At 66.0% G+C, this 18,852-nt stretch carries 15 protein-coding genes and 1 tRNA gene; 13 read left to right on the top strand and 3 right to left on the bottom strand.

The features are described from left to right. Positions 1-78: 78 nt before the first annotated feature. Complete coding sequence (locus AC6LJY_RS13935; RefSeq protein ID WP_498136206.1) at positions 79-1,044, bottom strand: Bug family tripartite tricarboxylate transporter substrate binding protein; 966 nt, start codon at positions 1,042-1,044, stop codon at positions 79-81. A gap of 27 nt (positions 1,045-1,071) precedes the next feature. Next, entirely contained in the window at positions 1,072-2,493 is a 1,422-nt protein-coding gene (locus AC6LJY_RS13930; RefSeq protein WP_498136205.1) for an amidase, read from the bottom strand. Between the two features lie 218 nt (positions 2,494-2,711). On the opposite strand from AC6LJY_RS13930, the gene AC6LJY_RS13925 reads away from it, so the two are divergent. From AC6LJY_RS13925 to AC6LJY_RS13905, 5 genes are all read left to right on the top strand, one after another. After that, on the top strand, positions 2,712-3,512 hold the full coding sequence (locus AC6LJY_RS13925) for an IclR family transcriptional regulator (RefSeq protein WP_104144691.1): 801 nt from the start codon (positions 2,712-2,714) through the stop codon (positions 3,510-3,512). Between the two features lie 66 nt (positions 3,513-3,578). Next, a tRNA-Asn gene (locus AC6LJY_RS13920) sits at positions 3,579-3,654 on the top strand. Positions 3,655-3,818: 164 nt separating this feature from the next. Then, positions 3,819-4,745, top strand: a complete 927-nt coding sequence (gcvA, locus tag AC6LJY_RS13915; protein ID WP_498136204.1) for a transcriptional regulator GcvA — start codon at positions 3,819-3,821, stop codon at positions 4,743-4,745. A 153-nt stretch (positions 4,746-4,898) separates the two neighbouring features. After that, positions 4,899-5,372, top strand: coding sequence for a RidA family protein (locus tag AC6LJY_RS13910; protein ID WP_046803914.1), 474 nt, complete (start codon positions 4,899-4,901; stop codon positions 5,370-5,372). A gap of 89 nt (positions 5,373-5,461) precedes the next feature. Then, a complete protein-coding gene (locus tag AC6LJY_RS13905) occupies positions 5,462-6,682 on the top strand; it encodes an aminotransferase class V-fold PLP-dependent enzyme (protein ID WP_498136203.1) in 1,221 nt (406 codons plus the stop codon). Positions 6,683-6,737: 55 nt separating this feature from the next. Here the strand turns inward: AC6LJY_RS13905 and AC6LJY_RS13900 are convergent, their stop codons facing one another. Continuing rightward, positions 6,738-7,631: an EamA family transporter gene (locus AC6LJY_RS13900; RefSeq protein ID WP_314363576.1), complete on the bottom strand. Its 894-nt coding sequence runs from the start codon at positions 7,629-7,631 to the stop codon at positions 6,738-6,740. A gap of 175 nt (positions 7,632-7,806) precedes the next feature. On the opposite strand from AC6LJY_RS13900, the gene AC6LJY_RS13895 reads away from it, so the two are divergent. The 8 genes from AC6LJY_RS13895 (at position 7,807) to AC6LJY_RS13860 (ending at position 18,769) form a co-directional block, all read left to right on the top strand. Next, positions 7,807-8,697, top strand: coding sequence for a helix-turn-helix domain-containing protein (locus tag AC6LJY_RS13895; protein ID WP_498136202.1), 891 nt, complete (start codon positions 7,807-7,809; stop codon positions 8,695-8,697). Positions 8,698-8,822: 125 nt separating this feature from the next. Then, positions 8,823-10,349 carry a DUF2868 domain-containing protein gene (locus tag AC6LJY_RS13890; RefSeq protein ID WP_498136201.1) on the top strand — a complete coding sequence of 509 codons (1,527 nt, stop codon included), beginning with the start codon at positions 8,823-8,825 and terminating at the stop codon, positions 10,347-10,349. Continuing rightward, on the top strand, positions 10,342-11,742 hold the full coding sequence (locus AC6LJY_RS13885) for a GTPase/DUF3482 domain-containing protein (protein ID WP_485132652.1): 1,401 nt from the start codon (positions 10,342-10,344) through the stop codon (positions 11,740-11,742). Before AC6LJY_RS13890 ends, AC6LJY_RS13885 begins: the two co-directional genes overlap by 8 nt. Before the next feature lie 376 nt (positions 11,743-12,118). Next, positions 12,119-13,726, top strand: coding sequence for an ABC transporter substrate-binding protein (locus AC6LJY_RS13880; RefSeq protein WP_046803919.1), 1,608 nt, complete (start codon positions 12,119-12,121; stop codon positions 13,724-13,726). Positions 13,727-13,873: 147 nt separating this feature from the next. Then, positions 13,874-14,845, top strand: coding sequence for an ABC transporter permease (locus AC6LJY_RS13875; protein WP_046803920.1), 972 nt, complete (start codon positions 13,874-13,876; stop codon positions 14,843-14,845). Between the two features lie 10 nt (positions 14,846-14,855). Next, on the top strand, positions 14,856-15,782 hold the full coding sequence (locus AC6LJY_RS13870; protein WP_046803921.1) for an ABC transporter permease: 927 nt from the start codon (positions 14,856-14,858) through the stop codon (positions 15,780-15,782). 7 nt (positions 15,783-15,789) lie between these two features. Then, entirely contained in the window at positions 15,790-17,520 is a 1,731-nt protein-coding gene (locus tag AC6LJY_RS13865) for an ABC transporter ATP-binding protein (RefSeq protein ID WP_498136200.1), read from the top strand. A gap of 25 nt (positions 17,521-17,545) precedes the next feature. Next, on the top strand, positions 17,546-18,769 hold the full coding sequence (locus AC6LJY_RS13860; RefSeq protein WP_498136199.1) for a metal-dependent hydrolase family protein: 1,224 nt from the start codon (positions 17,546-17,548) through the stop codon (positions 18,767-18,769). Positions 18,770-18,852 lie beyond the last annotated feature (83 nt).

Below are 18,852 nucleotides of genomic sequence, written 5' to 3'. Positions count from 1 at the left end.
GAGGTCGCGAACCTTCTGGGTGCCATGATAAGGGATCGGCAAGCCGCGCGCCCCGCGCCTTGCCGCCCCCCCTCGCGCTCAGTCCGGCTTGATTCCCGCCGCCTTGATGACCGCCACATTGCGCGCCAGTTCGCTGTCGACCTTGGCGCGGAAGGCCGCCGGGTCCTGGTAGGTGGCGTCGAAACCCAGCTCTTGCAGCTTGGCGCGGGTATCGGGTTCGGCCATCACCGCCTGAATCTCCTTGGACATCCGATTGACGATGGGCGCGGGCGTGCCCTTGGGCATGACGACGCCAAACCAGGTTTCGAAGTCATAGCCCGACACGCCGCTTTCCGCGACGGTGGGCACCTCGGGCACCAGCGTTGACCGCGCGCTGCCCGTCAAGGCCACCGCTCGCGCCTTGCCGGCCTTGATCTGCGGCAGGCTGGCCACCAGCGTGTCGATCGACAGCGGGATCTGGTTGCCGATCAGATCCGTCATGGCCGGCGCACTGCCGCGATAGGGCACGTGCAGCAGCTTGGCGCCGGTGCGTTGGGCCAAGGATTCTCCGGCGATATGCGGCGTGGAGCCATTGCCAAACGAACCGAAACTAAGCGCCTGCGCGGCCGACTTGCTGGTGATGTCCGCCACCGTGCCGATCCCGGTTTGCGGATTGGTCAGGATGACAAACGGCGTGCTGCCCGCGATAGCCACGTATTCGTAGCTTTTGACCGGGTCGTAGTTCAGGTTCGAATACAGCAGCGAATTCAGCGTGAAGGTAGGCGCGCCGGTAATCATCAGCGTATAGCCGTCGGGCGCCGCGCGCGCCACGGCCACCGCGCCGATGCTGGTGTTGGCGCCCGGCTTGTTCTCGATCACCACCGTCTGGCCCAGGCGCGCACCGAGTTTGGCCGCGAACAGGCGCCCGATCACATCGGTGGACCCGCCGGGCGGAAACGGCACCACCAGGGTGATGGGCTTGGACGGATACGTGTCGGCCGTGGCCAGCATCGGCGTGGCGGCCAGAACGCACAGGGCCAGCGCGCGCGATATCGTTTTGTTCATGGATTTCCCCTTGTGTTGTTGGATGGGTCAGTTAGGCAGCGCCGGCGCGCGGCGCCAATGCTGTGTGGCGGATTCGAACGCGTGCGCCAGTTGCAGCAGCGCGTGTTCCTGGCGATAGCGTCCGACGATCTGGATGCCTACCGGCAAGCCGTCTTCGGTAAATCCGCAAGGCACCGAAATGGCCGGGTGGCCGGTCAGCGACAGGTAGTAGCCGGACCGCATCCAGTCGATGTAGTTGTGCATCCGCGTGTCGTCGATATGGCTCACCGTTTCTTCGTGCACCGGAAAGGGCACCACCTGGCTGACCGGGCCGATCAGAAATTCATGCGTCTGCATGAAGGCGTGCATGCGCGCGAACAGTGCCGCGCGGTCGCGTTCGGCCTGCACCACGGTGGCGGGCGCTTGGGTCAGCCCCAGTTCGATGTTCCAGATCACCGTGTCCTTGAGCCGATGCCGATGCTGGCGCAACGCGGCCTCGTAGCCGACGGCGAAGACCTGGGCGCGCAGCGCCTGGAAGGCATCGTTGGCGCCGGTGAAGTCCGGGCAGGCCTGCTCGACCTTGGCACCCAGGTCCGCGAAGATCGGCAGCTGGCTTTCCAGTACTTGCAACACGTCGCGCTGAACGGGCAGATCACCCCACGTGGGCGCGTACGCGATGCGCACGTCCTTGAAATCGCGCTCCAGGCTGGCCAGGAAGCGCGCGGGGTCCTGATCGACGGTCAAGGGGTCGCGCGCATCCGGACCGGCCGTGGCAGCCAGGAGCAGGGCCACATCGGCCACCGTGCGCGCCATGGGGCCCGCTACCGTTAACGCGTTGTAAGGGCTGGCCGTGGGCCACTGGGGCACGCGGCCGGGCGACGGGCGCAGGCCGACCACGTTGCAGAACGACGCGGGGTTGCGCAGCGAACCCCCCATGTCAGTGCCATCGGCCAACGGCGTCATGCGCGCGGCCAGGGCCGCCGCCGCGCCGCCACTGCTGCCGCCCGCCGTCATGCGCAAGTCGTAAGGGTTGCGGGTGGCGCCGAACACCGCGTTGAAGGTCTGCGAGCCCGCGCCAAACTCCGGCAGATTGCTCTTGCCCAGCGTGATGGCCCCGGCGGCGCGTTCCCGCGTGACGATCAGGCTATCGCGCTCGGGTACGAAATCGCGATACAGCGGCGAGCCGTAAGTGGTGCGCATGCCGGCCGTCAGAAACGAATCCTTGTGCACGATCGGCAAGCCGTGCAGCAAACCCAGCGCGCCTCCATGGGCCTGGTGTTCGTCGGCCAGCGCGGCACGCGCCATGGCTGCTTCAGCGTCCAGGGTCACGATGGCGTTGACCTGCGGGTTGCACGCATCGATACGCGCCAGGTGGGCCGCCATGACGTCACGTGCGCTGGCCTTGCCGGCGACGATCTCGGCACGCAGCGCGACGGCACTCAGGTCACAGAGCGATGAAGAATGCGTCATGGGGAGGGAAAACCGCAAAAATGGTGGGGCGTCATGTGTATTGCTATGCGATACAAAGTATTGAATAATCAACTTTATAGTGGCTATTGGTCCCCCGGACAATTCGGGGAAACTAGCGTCGGACCCGTCTTTGGTCCTCGCCAAGCCCGTGCGCCATCACCGGTTCTTTCCCGCGTCCTTCCTCGCGTTCTTCCCGCGTACTCCCTCCGCTTTCAGCCATGACGACACGCACCGCTTCCCCGACCGACACCGCCACGCCCGACGCGGACGACCCGCTGTTTGTCGCATCGTTGGAAAAAGGAATGCGCGTGCTGGACGCCTTTCGCGACGCCACGGATTCCCTCGGGTTGACCGATATCGCCACGTTGACCGGCTTGGGAAAAAGTGCCGCTCAGCGCTTCGTGCACACCTGGGAGCGCCTGGGCTATCTGGCCAAGGACCCGGTATCGCGGCGCTACCGCCTGGGTCCGCGCGTGGTGGAGCTGGGCTACTTCTTCCTGCGCAACGACCGGCTGGTATCGATGGCCGCGCCGCATCTGGTCGCGCTGCGCGACCGCTGTGGGCTGGCCGTGCACATGAGCGTGCTGGTCGCCACCGACATGATTTATCTGCTGCGCCTGCCCAGCCGGCAGCTGACACTGGCCGAGATGCTGCCGGGGCGCCGCATGCCCGCCTGGTGCAACAGCGGCGGGCGCATGCTGCTGACCCAGCAGGACGACGACGCCATCTTGCAGGCATTGCACCAGGCGCCGCCGCGCGCGTTCACGCCGCGCACGGTGACAGACCCGGCCGCCTTGCTGGGTCTGATCCGCCAGGCGCGCGACGACGGCTATGCGCTGACCGAAGACCAGGTACTGCAAAACCAGGTTGGGGCGGCCGTGCTGTTACGCGATGCGCGTGACGTGCCGCTGGCCGCGATCAGCGTCAGCGCGCCGCGCCACGACTACCCCGGCGATCGCTTGCTGCGCGATATCGTGCCGCAACTGTTCCGCACCGCCCACGCGATCCAGCACGCGTGAACAGAATTTCCGCGGCCGCTTTGCATTCTTTCAATTTTTTGTGCATAATTCGGCCCCTCTACCTGTTCCCCGATAGCTCAGTCGGTAGAGCGACGGACTGTTAATCCGCAGGTCGCTGGTTCGAGCCCAGCTCGGGGAGCCAAAATTTCAGCAGTGCATGCCGTATCCGCACCGCTTGCAGTACCCCTAAAAAAGCCCGCAACTTGTTTGCGGGCTTTTTGCATTGGGGCGCGCCGTCTGCGTGCCTGCGCCAAGAGCGCGTAGGATAATCGCGCATCCCTGTCGACGGCCTCGTCTTGCCCCATCATGCGATCCACGCGATCCCTGCCTGCCCTGGTTTCCCTGCGCGCTTTTGAAGCGGCCGCGCGCCGCTTGAGCTTTTCGCTGGCCGCGCAGGAACTGTTCGTCACGCAAAGCGCGGTCAGCCATCACATCCAGCGGCTGGAAAGCGAGTTAGGCGTGGCGCTGTTTGAGCGGCGCACGCGGGCCGTCGCATTGACGCCGGCTGGCCAGGCCTATTTTGAACACGTGCACGCGGCGTTCGAGCTCTTGCGGCAGGGCACGGACAAGCTGCGCGCACCCGCCGCCGCGCGCGTAACGCTGAAGGTGGGTTTGCTGGCCTCGTTCGCCACGCGTTGGCTGGCGCCGCGCCTGCCGGCCTTTGCCGCCGCGCATCCCGAGATTGAATTGCAGCTGCTGCCCGACATCGGCCTGGCCGACGTGGCGGGCGGCGACGTGGACGTGGCCATCCGCTATGGCCGTGGCTCCTGGCCCGGCGTGGCCTCGCGCCTGCTCATGACCGAGCAACTGTCGGTAGTTGGCGCTCCCGAGCGCATCGCCGGACGCAAGCGGCCGCGCACGCCTGAAGACCTGTTGCGCCATCCGCTGCTGACCTCGCACGCCAAACAGCCTTTTGAATGGGATGCCTGGGCGCGCCGCTTCGGCATGGACCTGGGCCGCGCCCAGACGGTGCGTCTGCACGACTACAACATCGTGGTGGAGGCCGCGTTGGCCGGGCAGGGGCTGGCCATGGGTCGGCACCGGCTGATCGCGCCGCACCTGGCCAGCGGCGCGCTGGTGCAAGCGCTGCCCGGCGCGATGTTGGAAGATCCGCGCATCGGCTGGTGGTTTGTCGCGCCACGTGGCGCGTTGCAGCCCGCTGCTGCCGCGTTGCGCGATTGGCTGGCGGACGCGGCGCAAAAGGACGAGCCGACTTCCCCCGCGACACATTAGTTTTACTCATGTGTCGTCGACAAGAATTGATTGGTCAGGCGGCGGCGCGGCCGATAGCATCAAGCCCTGCGTTACGCTTTTAAAGCGGCCTCGGCGTCCATCGGTTTTGGGCTCCCCGCTTTTGACACTCTGACATTTCACAGGACATCCGCTATGACCCGTACGATCTCCGGCCGTGTGGCCGAACTGGGCTACACCCTGGAAGCCGCCGCCGCGCCCGCCGCCAACTATGTGCCTTTCGTCCTTGAGGGCAATCTGCTGACCATCTCGGGCCAAATTTCACGCAAGGGTGGCAAGCCGCAATACCTGGGCCAGCTGGGCAACCAGGTGTCGGATGCGGACGGTGTCGAAGCGGCCCGTTTGTCTGCCCTGGGGCTGTTGGCGCAGATCGCCGCCGCCACCGGCGACCGCCTGGACCGCGTGGCTCGCGTCGTGCGTCTGGGTGTGTTCGTGGCCAGCACGCCGGATTTCAACCGCCAAAGCGCCATCGCCAACGGCGCCTCCGACCTGATGGTGGAGGTGTTCGGTGATGCCGGCCGCCATGCGCGCAGCGCGGTAGGCGTCGCATCCCTGCCGCAGGGCGTGTCGGTGGAAATCGAAGCCGTCGTCGCACTGACCCCCGCCTGAGTTCCACGCCGGGTCTTGGCCCTTTTGCCAGCGCCTTGCCGCGCGACACGCCGTGGCTGCGTGCCGCGCGCACCCCAACGGAATCGACCATGTCTGCCCCCCTGACCGCCGCCCCTCTGACCGCCGCCACCATCCAGACCCTGCGCGCCCAGACGCCCGGCGCCCAAACCAGCGTCCATTTCAATCACGCCGGTTCGTCGCTGCCGTCCTCCGGCACGCTAGAGGCGATCCACGCGCATCTGCAACGCGAGGCCACGCTTGGCCCCATGGAAGCCGGCGTGGCGTCCCGCGCGTTGACCGAAAACGCGCGCACGCTTGCCGCCCAACTGCTGAACGCGCAGCCTGATGAAATTGCATTGACCACCGGCAATTCCGCCGGTTGGGGCGCGGCCTTCGCGGCGCTTGCCCCCTGGCGGCCCGGCGACCGCATCCTGGTTGGCCGCCACGAATGGGGGGGCAACCTGGCCGCCATGCGTCTGCACGCCGAACGCGCGGGCGCCGTGTTGGAAACCATCGCGTCGGATGACAGCGGTTGCGTGGACCCCGACGCGCTGGCCGACATGGTGGACGACCGGGTGCGCCTTATCGCGCTGACCTGGATGCCCGCCAATGGCGGCCTCATCAACCCGGCCGCCGCCATCGGCCGCGTGGCACGCCGGCATGGCATTCCTTACTTCGTGGACGCCGCGCAGGTCGTCGGGCAGTTGCCCATCGATGTCGCCGAGGTAGGTTGTGACGTCTTGAGCGGCGTGGGACGCAAGGCGCTGCGAGGCCCGCGGGGCACGGGCCTGCTGTATGTGCGGCGCAGCTTCCTGGACCAGTTGACACCCGCCTTCGTCGACACCTATTCCGCGCCGCTGGACGCCGACGGCCGCCCCGTGCTGCGCGCCGACGCCGGCCGCCTGGAATCGGCCGAAAACTCATTGGCGCTGCGTTGCGGCCTGGCCAATGCGCTGCAAGAGGCCCTGGCGCTGGGCTTGGGCTCGATCCGCGCCACGCTGGATGCCACCGCCCAGCGCGTGCGCACCGAACTTGCCGCCATCCCGGGGCTGACCGTGCTGGACCAGGGGCGCGAAAAATCCAGCCTGATCTCGTTCAACCTGCAAGGGCGAAACGCCGCCGACGTTCAGCGCGCGCTGGCGGCCGTGGGGGTAACGATCGGCAGCAATGGCGTACCGTACACGCCGCTGGATATGCAGGCGCGCGGCTTGCCCCACATTGCCCGGGTATCGGTCAGCCCGTTGACCAGCGACAACGAGATCGACCGCTTGCTGGACGCCCTGCGCGACGTGGCGCGCGCGGCGCCGTAGCGCCTGGCCAGGGGCTGGACCTGGACCTGGATACCCAACGATTACCCCTCACCCTTCAACCCGCCACGCGCCGCATGAACGGCGTCCACTTGGTGAATACAAGCAGGTTGCCCACCATCACCAGCGCCAATCCCAGCAGCGCGGGCGGCGTCCACTGGTAGCCCTCGGCCACCGTGGACACGCCCAGCGCCACCACCGGAAACAGCACCGTGCAGTACGCGGCGCGCGCGGGCCCCATGCGCCCCACCAGCGTCAGGTACGCCGTAAAGCCGATCACCGACCCCGGGATCGCCAGGTAAAGCAGGGCGCCGACGTACTGCTCGGACGTGTCGAACTGAAACGGCAGGCCCGCTAACAAGCAGCCCGCCAGCAGGATCGCCGCCCCGTAGAACATGCTGTAGGCGTTGCCGGTCAACGGCCGCACGCCCGCGCGTTGTTGCAGCGACGACAGCATGTTGCCCGTTGAAAAGCAGAACGTGCCCAACAGCGCAAAGCCCAATCCCAACAGCGTTTCGTGGCTGGCCTCCTGGCCGGCAAGCTCGGGCCAGAACAGCAGCACCAGCCCGGAAAAGCCGACGGCGCCGGCCAACATCACGCGCGGCGCGATACGGGTGCCGAACCACAGACGGGCGTTCAACGCGTTCCACAAGGTTGCCGCCGAAAACACCACCGACACCAGGCCGCTGGGGATCCACTGCGTCGCCGTGTAGAAGCACAGAAAATTCAAGCAGAACAGGCACAGCCCCTGGCCCACGCACAGCCAATGCCCACGCCGATCCAATTTTTGTAGCTTGCGGGTCAGCAGCAGGATGGCAAACAGCACCAGCGCCGCCAGCGCGAAGCGGTAGAAGATCGATACCGGAATGGCCACCGCACCCAGTTGCAGCTTGATGGCGATCCAGGTGGTGCCCCAGATAACGACGGTCAGGAAATAGAGGAAGAGATTCACGGTGCAACCAGCAAGGGAAAAGGGGCGCGATGAAGGCGGAGACGACGCGGGCGGCAGTGGCCGCTTGCCTGGCCGCCAGTGTGCGCCGCAGGCGGACGACACGATTGCCGGATCTTGCGGTTTTTATGCCGCCTCGCGCGCGGCGCGCGCGAGATCGAAGTAGCATTTCGCTTCTATGGGAATCGTCGCTTCGGCCCCGGCCGACTTCTCCGTCTTTCGCACCTTGTCGCGTTCCACCGCCACGCTGGAACGCGCCGCCGCCTTGGGCGAAGGCATCGCCATTTCGCAATGGGCCCGCAGCGCACGCGAGACGCTAGGCTACGACACCCCCGGCCACCACACGCTGTCGCTCTACCTGCATGGCGGCGACAAATCGTTTCGTGTGGGCCGCGACACGCTGCACGGTGGCGCGGGCAAATTCTGCGTGCTGCCGGCCGAACACTATTCGCGCTGGTGCATGAACGACACCGTGCATTTCCTGCACCTGTACATTGCCCCCGAGCGCCTGGCCCGCGAAGCCGTCATGCGCCTGGATTGCGAGCCGCGCACGCTGGAATTGCGCGACCGCACCTACATCCAGGACGAATCGCTGATCGACGTCTGCCGGCAACTGCTGGGCACCGACTGGGCGCAGCCCGCCGACCGCCTGGCCGCCAGCAGCGCGGCCGAAACGGTGTTGCACCATCTGCTGCAACAAGGCGTGGCGCGCAAGACGGTGCAGCCTTCGCGCGGCGGCCTGGCCCCGGCCGTACGCCGGCGCATCATGGATTACGTCGACGCGCACCTGCATGCCCCCTTGACGCTGGACGAGCTGGCGGGCGTGGCCGCCTTGTCCACCTACCATTTCGCCCGCATGTTCCACACCTCGTTCGGCGAACCGCCGCATGCCTGGGTGCGCGCGCGGCGGCTCGCGCACGCGCGCGGGCTGCTGGCAGCGGGCAAGGGCGACCTGGCCCGCGTTGCCCAGGCCAGCGGCTTTGGCAACGCCAGCCACTTGTCCCGCGTGTTTCGCGAGGCCGTGGGCGTCACCCCGGGCCAATACCGGCACGCCCGACGTCAGCACTGAACAGGCGTTGCCCCGGCCCCGCGCGCGCGCGAAGTTCGCCACGTTCGCCAAATGCGCAGGTCTACAATGTCGCATCGCCCTTTGCGGCCTTACGCTGCGGCCCGTCCGCGCTGCCTACCAACGCGATGCCGCCTTCGACCTCTCGCGCTTTTGACCTGCCGACCGGCTCTGCCAGCCCCCGCCCGTTGCGCGCGCACTGGCTGGCCGAACTCATCCGTCTGCGCGAAACCCATTGGGGTCCGCTGGACGACGCCGATGCCGTGCGCCGCGTACGGCAGTTGGACACCGACCTGCCCTCGCGCATCCTGGCCCGCGCCGACCTGCTTGCACAGCGCGAGAATCTTGGGCCGCTGGTAGACGGCTGGCGCCGCAGCGCACAGGCCATCCTGGCGGCGTTGTTCGTGCTGGCCCTGATGTCGGGCATCGCCGTGGCGCTAGGCGCGCTGGGCGACGGCTCGCGCCCGGTCAACGTGCTGTGGGCGCTGGGCGCATTGCTGGGCTTGCATGCGTTGACCTTTCTGCTGTGGCTGGGCAGTTTTCTGCTCAAGCCCACCGCCGCCACCGGGCTGGGGCGGCTATGGCTGTGGGCCACCCGCAAGCTGGCGCGCGGCCCCGACAGCGCGCTGGTGCCGCAGGCCTTTCTGAATCTGCTGGCGCGCGCGGGCGCCTTGCGCTGGCTGTTCGGCGCGGTCAGCCATCTGCTGTGGTTGACCGCGCTATGCGCCGCGCTGGCCGCCTTGCTGGTGGTGCTGTCCACCGCCAGTTACCGCTTTGTCTGGGCCACCACGCTGCTGGCGCCCGACACCTTCGTCTGGCTGACGCAAGCCATCGGCTGGTTGCCGGCGCACTTGGGCTTTGCGATGCCGGACGCGGCGGTCATCCGCGCCAGCGACGGCAGCCAGACGCTGTCCGCCGACGCGCAGGTGCAATGGTCGTTGTGGCTGATCGGCGTCGTGGTGGTTTACGGCATCCTGCCCCGGCTGCTTGCCGCCGCGCTTTGCGTGGCGGCCACGCTGCGGGCGCTGCGCCGCTTGCGCATCGACCCCTTGCTGGCAGGCTTTTCGCCGTTGCGAGACCGCCTGGAGCCCGCCGCGCAATCCACCGGCATCGACCGTCCGGTGGATGCGCTGCACCAGCCGCGCGTGCAATCCGCGCCGCTGTCCGGCCTGGCGGGGCAGCCCGTGCTGTTGGGGTTGGAGCTGCCGGCCGACCTGGCCTGGCCGCCCGCCAACCTGCCCGACACCGTGCAGATGGCGGGCAACCTGGACACGCGCGAAGAGCGCAACCGCGTGCTGGACGCGCTGGCGCAAGCGGCCGCTTCGCGTTTGCTGATTGCGTGCGACGCGCGTCAAACGCCGGATCGCGGCACCTTGTCGCTGATCGCCGAACTGTCCGCCCACGCAGGTCATACGGCCGTCTGGCTCATTGCTTCCCGTGCAGGCGGTGATCAAGAGGGCGGTGATGGCGAACACGATACCGACGGCGGCGGGAACGGCCGCAGCGGCAGCAGCAGCAGCAGCAGCAGCAGCAGCAACCACAACACCCGCGCCGCACTGTGGCGCGAACGCCTGCTGGCGTTGGGCCTGCCTGCCGACGCCATCCTGCAAACGCCCAACGCGCCGCTGACGTGGCTACAGGCCGACCATGGCTGACGACATCATCAAGATCGCGCTGGTCGGCCACACCAACACCGGCAAGACATCGCTGCTGCGCACGCTGACGCGCGACACGACTTTCGGCGAAGTGGCCGACAGCCCGGGCACAACCCGCCACGTGGAAGGCGCGCGGCTGCGGCTGGACGGCCGCGCCGTGCTGGAATGGTTCGACACCCCCGGCATGGAAGACAGCATCGCGCTGCTGGAATATCTGGAACGCCTGGACCAACCAGCCGAACGGCTGGACGGCCCGGCGCGCATCCGACGCTTTCTGGATACGCCCGAGGCGCACGGCCGCTTCGAGCAGGAAGCGCGCGTGCTGACGAAGATGCTGGAGTGCGACGCGGCGTTGTACGTGATCGACGCGCGCGACCCCGTGCTGGGCAAGCATCGCGACGAACTCTCCATTCTTGCGGCCTGCGGGCGGCCCCTGCTGCCCGTGCTCAATTTTGTGAACGCCCCCGCGCATCGCGCCAACGAATGGCGCGGCGCCATGGCGCGGCTGGGCCTGCACGCGGTGGTCGAATTCGACACGGTAGCCCCGCCGCTGGACGGCGAGCAGCAGCTGTACGCCAAGCTGGGCGTGCTGCTGGACCGCCATGCCAGTGCGCTGGCGCGCCTGTCCGACAGCCTGTCCGCGCAACGCCGCGAACGTCACGCCGCCGCCTACGAACTGCTGGCCGATCTGCTGATCGACGTGGCGGCGCTGCGCCTGGCCAGCCCCAGCGACGACACCGCGTTAGCCGCCGCGTCAGCGCAGTTGCGCGACCACGTGCGCCAACGCGAACAAACCTGCGTGAACGCGCTGCTGGCGCTCTACAACTTTCGCGCGGCCGACTTCACCGACGATGCACTGCCTTTGCAAGGCGAACGTTGGGGCATGGACCTGTTCCACCCGCAGGCGCTCAAGGACATGGGCGTGCAGGTGGGCATGGGCGCCGCGGCCGGCGCCATGGCGGGCGCGGCCGTCGACCTGCTTAGCGCGGGCCTGAGCCTGGGCACCGGCATGCTGATCGGCGCGGCGGCGGGCGGCTTGTGGCAAGGCGTTGAAAAGCTGGGCAAGCGCGTGGCCGGCAAGCTGCGCGGTTGGCGCGAGATCAGCGTTGACGACGCCGTACTGCGCTTGCTGGCGCTGCGCCAGCGCCAGTTGATCGATGCGTTGGAGCGTCGCGGACACGCCGCCCGAGAACCATTGAAACTAGCCCTTCCGGATGATGATGCCTGGCGCAAAGGCCCCTTGCCGGAGGCCCTGAAAGAAGCGCGCAGCCGCCCGGAATGGTCGGCGCTGGGTAAACACTACGAAGACAGCGACCGGCGCAAACGCACTGTCCATGAGCTGGCTCGAACGCTTGCCGCATCTGCCGCATCGCCCGGCCCGGCCATCGAATAGCCCGTCATTGCGCAGCGCGCAATGCCCCCTTTTTAGCCGCGAAAATGCACCATTCCAGGCGGACGGCAAGCGCGGACTAACCCCAATCCAAACCGATTGACGCTTAAACGAATGCGTCTATAAGATTCGATCTGCATCGGCGCGGGCTCGCCCCCGCCATGACAATCACAAGGGGTTGGATCTATCGTGAAGTCGAAGTCCTCTGCAGTGATTCCCGGCATCGCCTTTCACGGCCTGCGCGCGGTACACCCCGCGTGCCGCGCCACCCCGCACCGCCTTTCGTCGTAAGCAGCAACGCCATGCCCCGGAACCCGTTGGGGCTGGGGCCCTGTCACTTCTGTCGCGCAATCCGCGCACCACACGGAGCATGAGGGCTATGCGTACTTTTCCTCACTTGAAGCAAGCTGCGCTGGCGACCGCCATTGCCGCGTCGTTGGCGTTCAGCGCCGGCGCGACCGCCAAGACCTTTCACTGGGCGTACCAGGGCGACGCCACCTCGATGGACCCGATGGCGCTGAACGAGACCTTCACGCTAGGCTTCCAAGGCAACATCTACGAAACGCTGGCCGGCTATGACGGCAACTTGAAGCTGACGCCGCTGCTGGCCGAAAGCTGGGAAAACCCCGAGCCCACCAAATGGGTCTTCAAGCTGCGCAAAGGGGTGAAGTTTCACGACGGCTCGCCGTTCACCGCCGACGACGTGATCTTCTCGTGGAAGCGCAGCCTGACGCCCGGCTCGGACATGAAGGGCTACGGCGCCAAGGCCTCCGACATCAAGAAGGTTGACGACTACACCGTCGAGGTCACCACCCCCACGCCCAACCCCATCCTGCCGCGCGAATGGGTGTTCCTGTACATCATGAGCAAGACGTGGGCGGAAAAGAACAAGACCACCGAGGCTACCAACGTCAAGGGCGACAACCAGGGCAACTATGCCAACCTGAACGCCAATGGCACCGGCCCCTTCATGCTGGTGTCGCGCCAGCCCGATGTGAAGACGGTGCTCAAGCGTTATGACGGCTACTGGAACAAAGACATCAAGACCAACGTCGACGAAGTCATCTTCCAGCCGATCACCCAGGAAGCCACCCGCGTGGCCGCGCTGATCTCGGGCGAAATGGACCTGGTGCAGCCCGTGCCCGTGCAAGACTGGAAGCGCCTGGAAGACGCCAAGGGCGTCAAGCCGCTGACGGCGCCCGAAGCGCGCGCCATCTTCATCGGCATGGACCAGGACCGCGACGAACTGCTGTTCTCGGACGTCAAGGGCAAGAACCCGTTCAAGGACGCCAGGGTGCGCGAAGCCGTTGTGCTGGCCGTGGACACCAAGGCCATCAACGACAAGATCATGCGCGGCGCGGCCAAACCGCTGGGTTCGCTGGTGGCCACCGCCATCAACGGCTACGCGGATTCCTACGGCGCACCGTACAAGCCCGACCCCGAACGCGCCAAGAAGCTGTTGGCCGAAGCGGGCTATCCGAAGGGCTTCACCGTCACCATGGACTGCCCGAACGACCGCTACGTCAACGACGAAAAGGTCTGCCAGGCAGTGGCCGGCATGTTGGCGCGCGTGGGCATCAAGATCAATCTGCTGGCGCAGACCAAGTCCAAGTACTTCGGCAAGATCCTGCTGCAAGCGGGCAACCAGACCAGCATGTACATGCTGGGTTGGACACCCAGTTCCACCGACGCGCACAACGCGCTGCTGAACCTGGCGGCGTGCCGCGATGCGAAGACGGCGGCCGGCCAGTTCAACCTGGGCGGCTACTGCAACAAGAAGGTGGACGAGCTGACCAACAAGATCGGCGTCGAAACCGATCAGACCAAGCGCAACGCCATGATCAAGGAAGCCTTCGAGATCGTGCGCAAGGACTACGGCTATCTGCCCTTGCACCAGCAGCCGATGTCCTGGGGCGTGAAGGACAACATCAAGGTCATCCAGCGCGCCGACGACGTGCTTGACCTGCGCGACGTGGTGTTGCCCTGACCGCCTGAACAACACGTCTGTTCAGCACTTGTCTGACTAGTTCAGCCCCGGATGGCGCAAGCCATCCGGGCGCGCCCGGCCCAGCCCCGGTTCCGGCTGTCAACGGAAACGCGGCCCGGCGTTATCTGCAAACGAGGGCACCCGATAATGCTTTCCTTTATTGCGCAACGGCTTATCCAGTCGGTGCTGGTGATGTTGACGGTGGCGCTGATCGCGTTCTCCATGTTCCGCTATGTGGGCGACCCGATCGCCAGCATGGTCGGCCAGGACACCACCCCTGAACAACGCGCGCAGTTGCGCGAACAGCTGGGCCTGGACGACCCCTTCGTCGTGCAGTTCGCCCGCTTTGTGGGCAACGCCGCGCATGGCGACTTCGGCATTTCGTACCGGCAGCGCCGCCCCGTCAGCGAGCTGCTTGAAGAGCGCATGCCCGCTACGCTGGAACTGTCGTTCGTGTCTGCCGTGATGGCGCTGGCGTTGGGTATTCCGATGGGCATCTACACCGCGCTGCGCCGCCACGGCGTGCTGTCCAAGGCGTTCATGGCGTTGTCGCTGGCCGGCATCTCGTTGCCCACCTTCCTGATCGGCATCCTGCTCATTCTTGTCTTTGGCGTGCAGCTGCGATGGCTGCCCAGCTTCGGACGGGGCGACGTGGTCAGCCTGGGGTGGTGGACCACCGGCTTTCTGACCAAGTCCGGATGGCTGGCGCTGATCATGCCGGCCATCACGCTGGCGCTGTTTCAGATGACGCTGATCATGCGGCTGGTGCGCGCGGAAATGCTGGAAGTGCTGCGCGCCGATTTCATCAAGTTCGCGCGGGCGCGCGGCCTGCCTGAACGACTGATCAACTTTCGCCACGCCTTGAAGAACACGATGGTGCCGGTCATCACGATCACCGGCCTGCAACTGGGCTCCATCATCGCGTTCGCCATCATCACCGAAACCGTATTCCAGTGGCCCGGCATGGGGCTGTTGTTCATCCAGGCCATCAGCATGGTGGACATTCCGGTGATGGCGGCCTATCTGGTGCTGATCGCCTTCATGTTCGTGGTCATCAACCTGGTCGTCGACCTGCTGTATTTCGCCGTGGACCCGCGTCTGCGCGTGCAGAGCAAGTAAAGGAATCAACATGATTGCTCGCATCGCTCCCCTGTTTGCCCGCGCGGCCGACAGCGATATCTGGCACAGCTTCAAGCGTTCGCCCGGCGCCATCATCGCCGCCATCGTGACGCTGGCCATCTTGCTGGGCGCGCTGTTCGCGCCCATCATCGCGCCCCACAACCCCTTCGACCTGGCGTCGCTGTCCATCATGGACGCCAACACGCCGCCCGCCTGGGAAGAGGGCGGTAGCCCGGACTTCCTGCTGGGCACCGACGATCAGGGCCGCGACATTCTTTCTGCCGTGTTGTATGGCTCGCGCGTGTCGCTGCTGGTGGGGTTCGCATCGGTGCTGTTCTCGATGGTGCTGGGCGTAACGCTGGGTCTTATCAGCGGTTACGCCGGCGGCCGCATCGACAGCTTCATCATGCGCATCGCTGACGTGCAGTTGTCGTTTCCCGCCATCCTGGTGGCGCTGCTGATCGACGGCGTGGCGCGTGGCGTCTTGCCGCGCGACATGCACGATCAACTGGCGCTGTACGTGCTGATCTTCGCCATCGGGATCTCGGGCTGGGTGCAGTACGCGCGCACCGTGCGCGGCTCCACGCTGGTCGAACGCAACAAGGAGTATGTGCAGGCGGCACGGCTGATCGGCATCGGCCCGATCACCATCCTGCGCCGCCACATCCTGCCCAACGTCATGGGCCCCGTGCTGGTCATTGCCACCATCCATTTGGCGATCGCCATCATTACGGAAGCCACGCTGTCGTTCCTGGGCGTGGGCGTGCCGCCGACGGCGCCGTCGCTGGGCACGTTGATTCGTATCGGCAACAGCTATCTGTTTTCGGGCATGTGGTGGATCTCGATTTTCCCTGGCATTGCGCTGGTGGCGCTGGTGCTATCGGTCAACCTGCTGGGCGACTGGCTGCGCGACGCGCTCAACCCCAAGCTGCGCTGAGGACGTCATGGCCCTGTTGAACATTGAAGACATCCGCATCGAATTCCCCAGCCGCCGTGGCACGCTGGTGGCGGTGGACGGCGTATCGCTATCGCTGGAAAAAGGCGAGATCCTGGGCGTGGTGGGCGAATCCGGCGCGGGCAAGTCCACCATCGGCAACGCGGTGATCGGCCTGCTGGAAGCGCCCGGTCGCTTGGCCGGCGGCTCGGTGCTGCTGAACGGTGAACGCATCGACACACTGACGCCCGCGCAAAAGCGCAAGGTGCGTGGCCGGCGCATCGGCATGATTTTCCAAGACCCGCTGACCTCGCTGGACCCGCTGCAAACGGTCGAAAGCCAGCTGGTGGAAACCATGCAGGTGCACCTGAACCTGACGCACGCCGAAGCCAGGAAACGTGCGGTGCAACTGCTGGTGCAAGTCGGCATCGACCAGCCGGAACTGCGCGTCAAGCAATACCCGCATCAGTTCTCGGGCGGCATGCGCCAGCGCGTGGTGATTGCACTGGCCTTGTGCTGCGAACCCGAAGTCATCATCGCCGACGAACCCACCACCGCGCTGGACGTGTCCATCCAGGCGCAGATTCTTGAGCTGTTGAAGAAGCTGTGCCGGGAAGAGCAGGTCGGCATGATCATCATCACGCACGACATGGGCGTGATTGCGGACGTGACCGATCGGGTGGCGGTGCTGTATCACGGCAAGCTGGTCGAACAAGGGCCCACCGCCAAGATCCTGGGCGACCCCGACCATCCCTACACGCGCAGCCTGATATCGGCCGTGCCGCGCCCTGACATCAAGCTCAAGCGCTTTCCGCTGGTCACCTATATCGAAGACGTCAAGACGCCGTCGCAACCGCTGGACCTGGCCACGCATTGGCTGGGGCAACGGCGCGACTTTGGCGCGCAAACGGATGGCCCCTTGGTGCAAATGCGTGACCTGTCCATGCGCTTCGTGCTCAAGAGCGCGCTGCTCAAGCGCAACCAACGCACGCTGGACGCCGTCAAGCGCGTGAACTTTTCCATTGGCGAAGGCGAGGTCTTCGGGCTGGTGGGCGAATCGGGCTCCGGCAAGTCCACGGTCGCCAGGTTGATCTCGGGCTTGTACACGCCGTCGGAAGGCTCGGTCACGTTCGGCGGCACCGACCTGACGGCGCTAAAGGGCGAGAAACAACTCAACCCGTTCCGGCGCCAGATCCAGATGATTTTCCAGGATCCGTTTTCGTCGCTGAACCCGCGCATGCGCGTGCTGGACATCATTGCCGAGCCCATCCGCTTTCATAAGCTGGCGGCATCCGAAGCCGAAGCGCGCCGCATCGTGGCGGATCTGCTGGACGTCGTGGGCTTGGGCGATCGCGCCGCCGAGCGCTTTCCCCACGAGTTCTCGGGCGGCCAACGCCAGCGCATCTGCATCGCCCGCGCGCTGGCCACGCGCCCGCGTTTTTTGATCTGCGACGAACCCACGTCCGCGCTGGACGTATCGATTCAGGCGCAGATCCTGAATCTGCTGAAAGACCTGCAAGAAGAACTGGGCCTGACCATGCTGTTCATCAGCCACGACCTGCCGGTGATTCGCCAGATGTGCGACCGCGTCGGCGTGATGCGCTATGGCGAATTGCTGGAAGTGGCGGAAACCGAAACGCTGTTCCAGCAGCCGCAACACCCCTACAGCCAGCACCTGCTTGGCCTGATGCCGCGCCTGCAAACCATGTCCCGCGAGGGGCTGGATGTGGTCGAAGGCTGACAGCGAAGCGCAACCGGAGCAAGACATGACGGCGACACGACAGACTCTCTTTATCGGCGGCCTGGTATTCGATGGCGAGGGCAAGGTATTGCGCGATCACGGCGTGCTGGTTGAAGACAAGCAGGTGGCGCGCGTGGCGCCGGCCGGCGCGTTTGAAGGCTATGCGGGGCTACAGGTCAACACCACCGGCATGACGCTGATGCCCAGCCTGGCCGACTGCCATGTGCACCTGGTCTACACCGGCGGCGCCGACCCCAACGCCTTGCTCAGCAAGCAGGGCCCCGCGCAGATCACATTGACCGCGCTGGAAAATGCCCAGGCCAGCCTGCGCGGTGGCGTGACCGCTTTGCGCGACTGCGGCGGCAAGGACTACCTGGAATTTGGCGTGCGCGACGCGATTGCGCGCGGCGTGTTTCCCGGCCCCACCATCAAGGCGTCCGGCCGCATCATCTGCATGACGGGCGGGCACGGCAACCGCATCGGCCGCGTTGCGGATGGCGTCGATGACGTCGTCAAGGCGGTGCGCGAGCAAGTCCACGCAGGCTGCGACCTGGTGAAGATCATGGCCACCGGCGGCGTCATGACGCCCGGCGTCAGCCCGATGGACGCGCACTACAGCTTCGATGAACTGAAGGCGGGCGTGCACGAAGCCAAGCGCTTTCGCAAAAGCACGGCCAGCCATGCGCAAGGCACCCAGGGCATTCTGAACGCCGTGCGCGCGGGCATCGATTCGATCGAACATGGCATCTTCATGGACGATGATTGCCTGCGCGAAATGCTGGAAGCCGAAACCTATCTGGTACCCACCATCGCCGCGGTGCGCAATATCATCGCCAACGCCGACAACGGCATCCCGGCGTACGCGGTGGAGAAGGCGCGGGCGGTGGAACAACGCCATCGGGAATCGTTCCAGATGTACTACAAGGCCGGCGGCCGCATCGCGATGGGCACGGACGCGGGCACGCCATTCAACCTGCACGGCGAAAACGCCATGGAGCTGGCGTACATGGTCGAATTCGGCATGACGCCTGTCGATGCGCTGATAGCCGGCACGTCGCGCGGCCACGACCTGATGGGCTTGACCCAGCACGGCGTTATCGCCGAGGGCAAGGTGGCCGACCTGCTGCTGGTGCAAGGCGACCCGACCGAAGACATCCTGAAAGCGGCCGACAAGCGCTTCCACGTGGCGGTGCTGCGCAACGGCGAGCTGGCGGCGGGGGCGGTTGCGGTCTGGACCTGTTTCTTATAAAAAATTGACGGTGGCCACCGGGGGGAGGGTGTTTGGGTAGAGTGTGTAGTCGGCGGCTCAATAAGAAGATAAGTTAGTGCAGA

This window comes from Achromobacter sp. RT286_PF (assembly GCF_059760425.1).
Note: the sequence above shows the minus strand (reverse complement) of the source record. Positions and strands in the feature narration are given on the sequence as shown.

What these genes read in the sequence shown, in the direction of transcription:
- AC6LJY_RS13935 (WP_498136206.1), bottom strand. Translation starts at nt 1,044, where the DNA reads ATGAACAAAACGATATCGCGCGCGCTGGCCCTGTGCGTTCTGGCCGCC.
- AC6LJY_RS13930 (WP_498136205.1), bottom strand. Translation starts at nt 2,493, where the DNA reads ATGACGCATTCTTCATCGCTCTGTGACCTGAGTGCCGTCGCGCTGCGT.
- AC6LJY_RS13925 (WP_104144691.1), top strand. Translation starts at nt 2,712, where the DNA reads ATGACGACACGCACCGCTTCCCCGACCGACACCGCCACGCCCGACGCG.
- gcvA (WP_498136204.1), top strand. Translation starts at nt 3,819, where the DNA reads ATGCGATCCACGCGATCCCTGCCTGCCCTGGTTTCCCTGCGCGCTTTT.
- AC6LJY_RS13910 (WP_046803914.1), top strand. Translation starts at nt 4,899, where the DNA reads ATGACCCGTACGATCTCCGGCCGTGTGGCCGAACTGGGCTACACCCTG.
- AC6LJY_RS13905 (WP_498136203.1), top strand. Translation starts at nt 5,462, where the DNA reads ATGTCTGCCCCCCTGACCGCCGCCCCTCTGACCGCCGCCACCATCCAG.
- AC6LJY_RS13895 (WP_498136202.1), top strand. Translation starts at nt 7,807, where the DNA reads ATGGGAATCGTCGCTTCGGCCCCGGCCGACTTCTCCGTCTTTCGCACC.
- AC6LJY_RS13890 (WP_498136201.1), top strand. Translation starts at nt 8,823, where the DNA reads ATGCCGCCTTCGACCTCTCGCGCTTTTGACCTGCCGACCGGCTCTGCC.
- AC6LJY_RS13885 (WP_485132652.1), top strand. Translation starts at nt 10,342, where the DNA reads ATGGCTGACGACATCATCAAGATCGCGCTGGTCGGCCACACCAACACC.
- AC6LJY_RS13880 (WP_046803919.1), top strand. Translation starts at nt 12,119, where the DNA reads ATGCGTACTTTTCCTCACTTGAAGCAAGCTGCGCTGGCGACCGCCATT.
- AC6LJY_RS13875 (WP_046803920.1), top strand. Translation starts at nt 13,874, where the DNA reads ATGCTTTCCTTTATTGCGCAACGGCTTATCCAGTCGGTGCTGGTGATG.
- AC6LJY_RS13870 (WP_046803921.1), top strand. Translation starts at nt 14,856, where the DNA reads ATGATTGCTCGCATCGCTCCCCTGTTTGCCCGCGCGGCCGACAGCGAT.
- AC6LJY_RS13865 (WP_498136200.1), top strand. Translation starts at nt 15,790, where the DNA reads ATGGCCCTGTTGAACATTGAAGACATCCGCATCGAATTCCCCAGCCGC.
- AC6LJY_RS13860 (WP_498136199.1), top strand. Translation starts at nt 17,546, where the DNA reads ATGACGGCGACACGACAGACTCTCTTTATCGGCGGCCTGGTATTCGAT.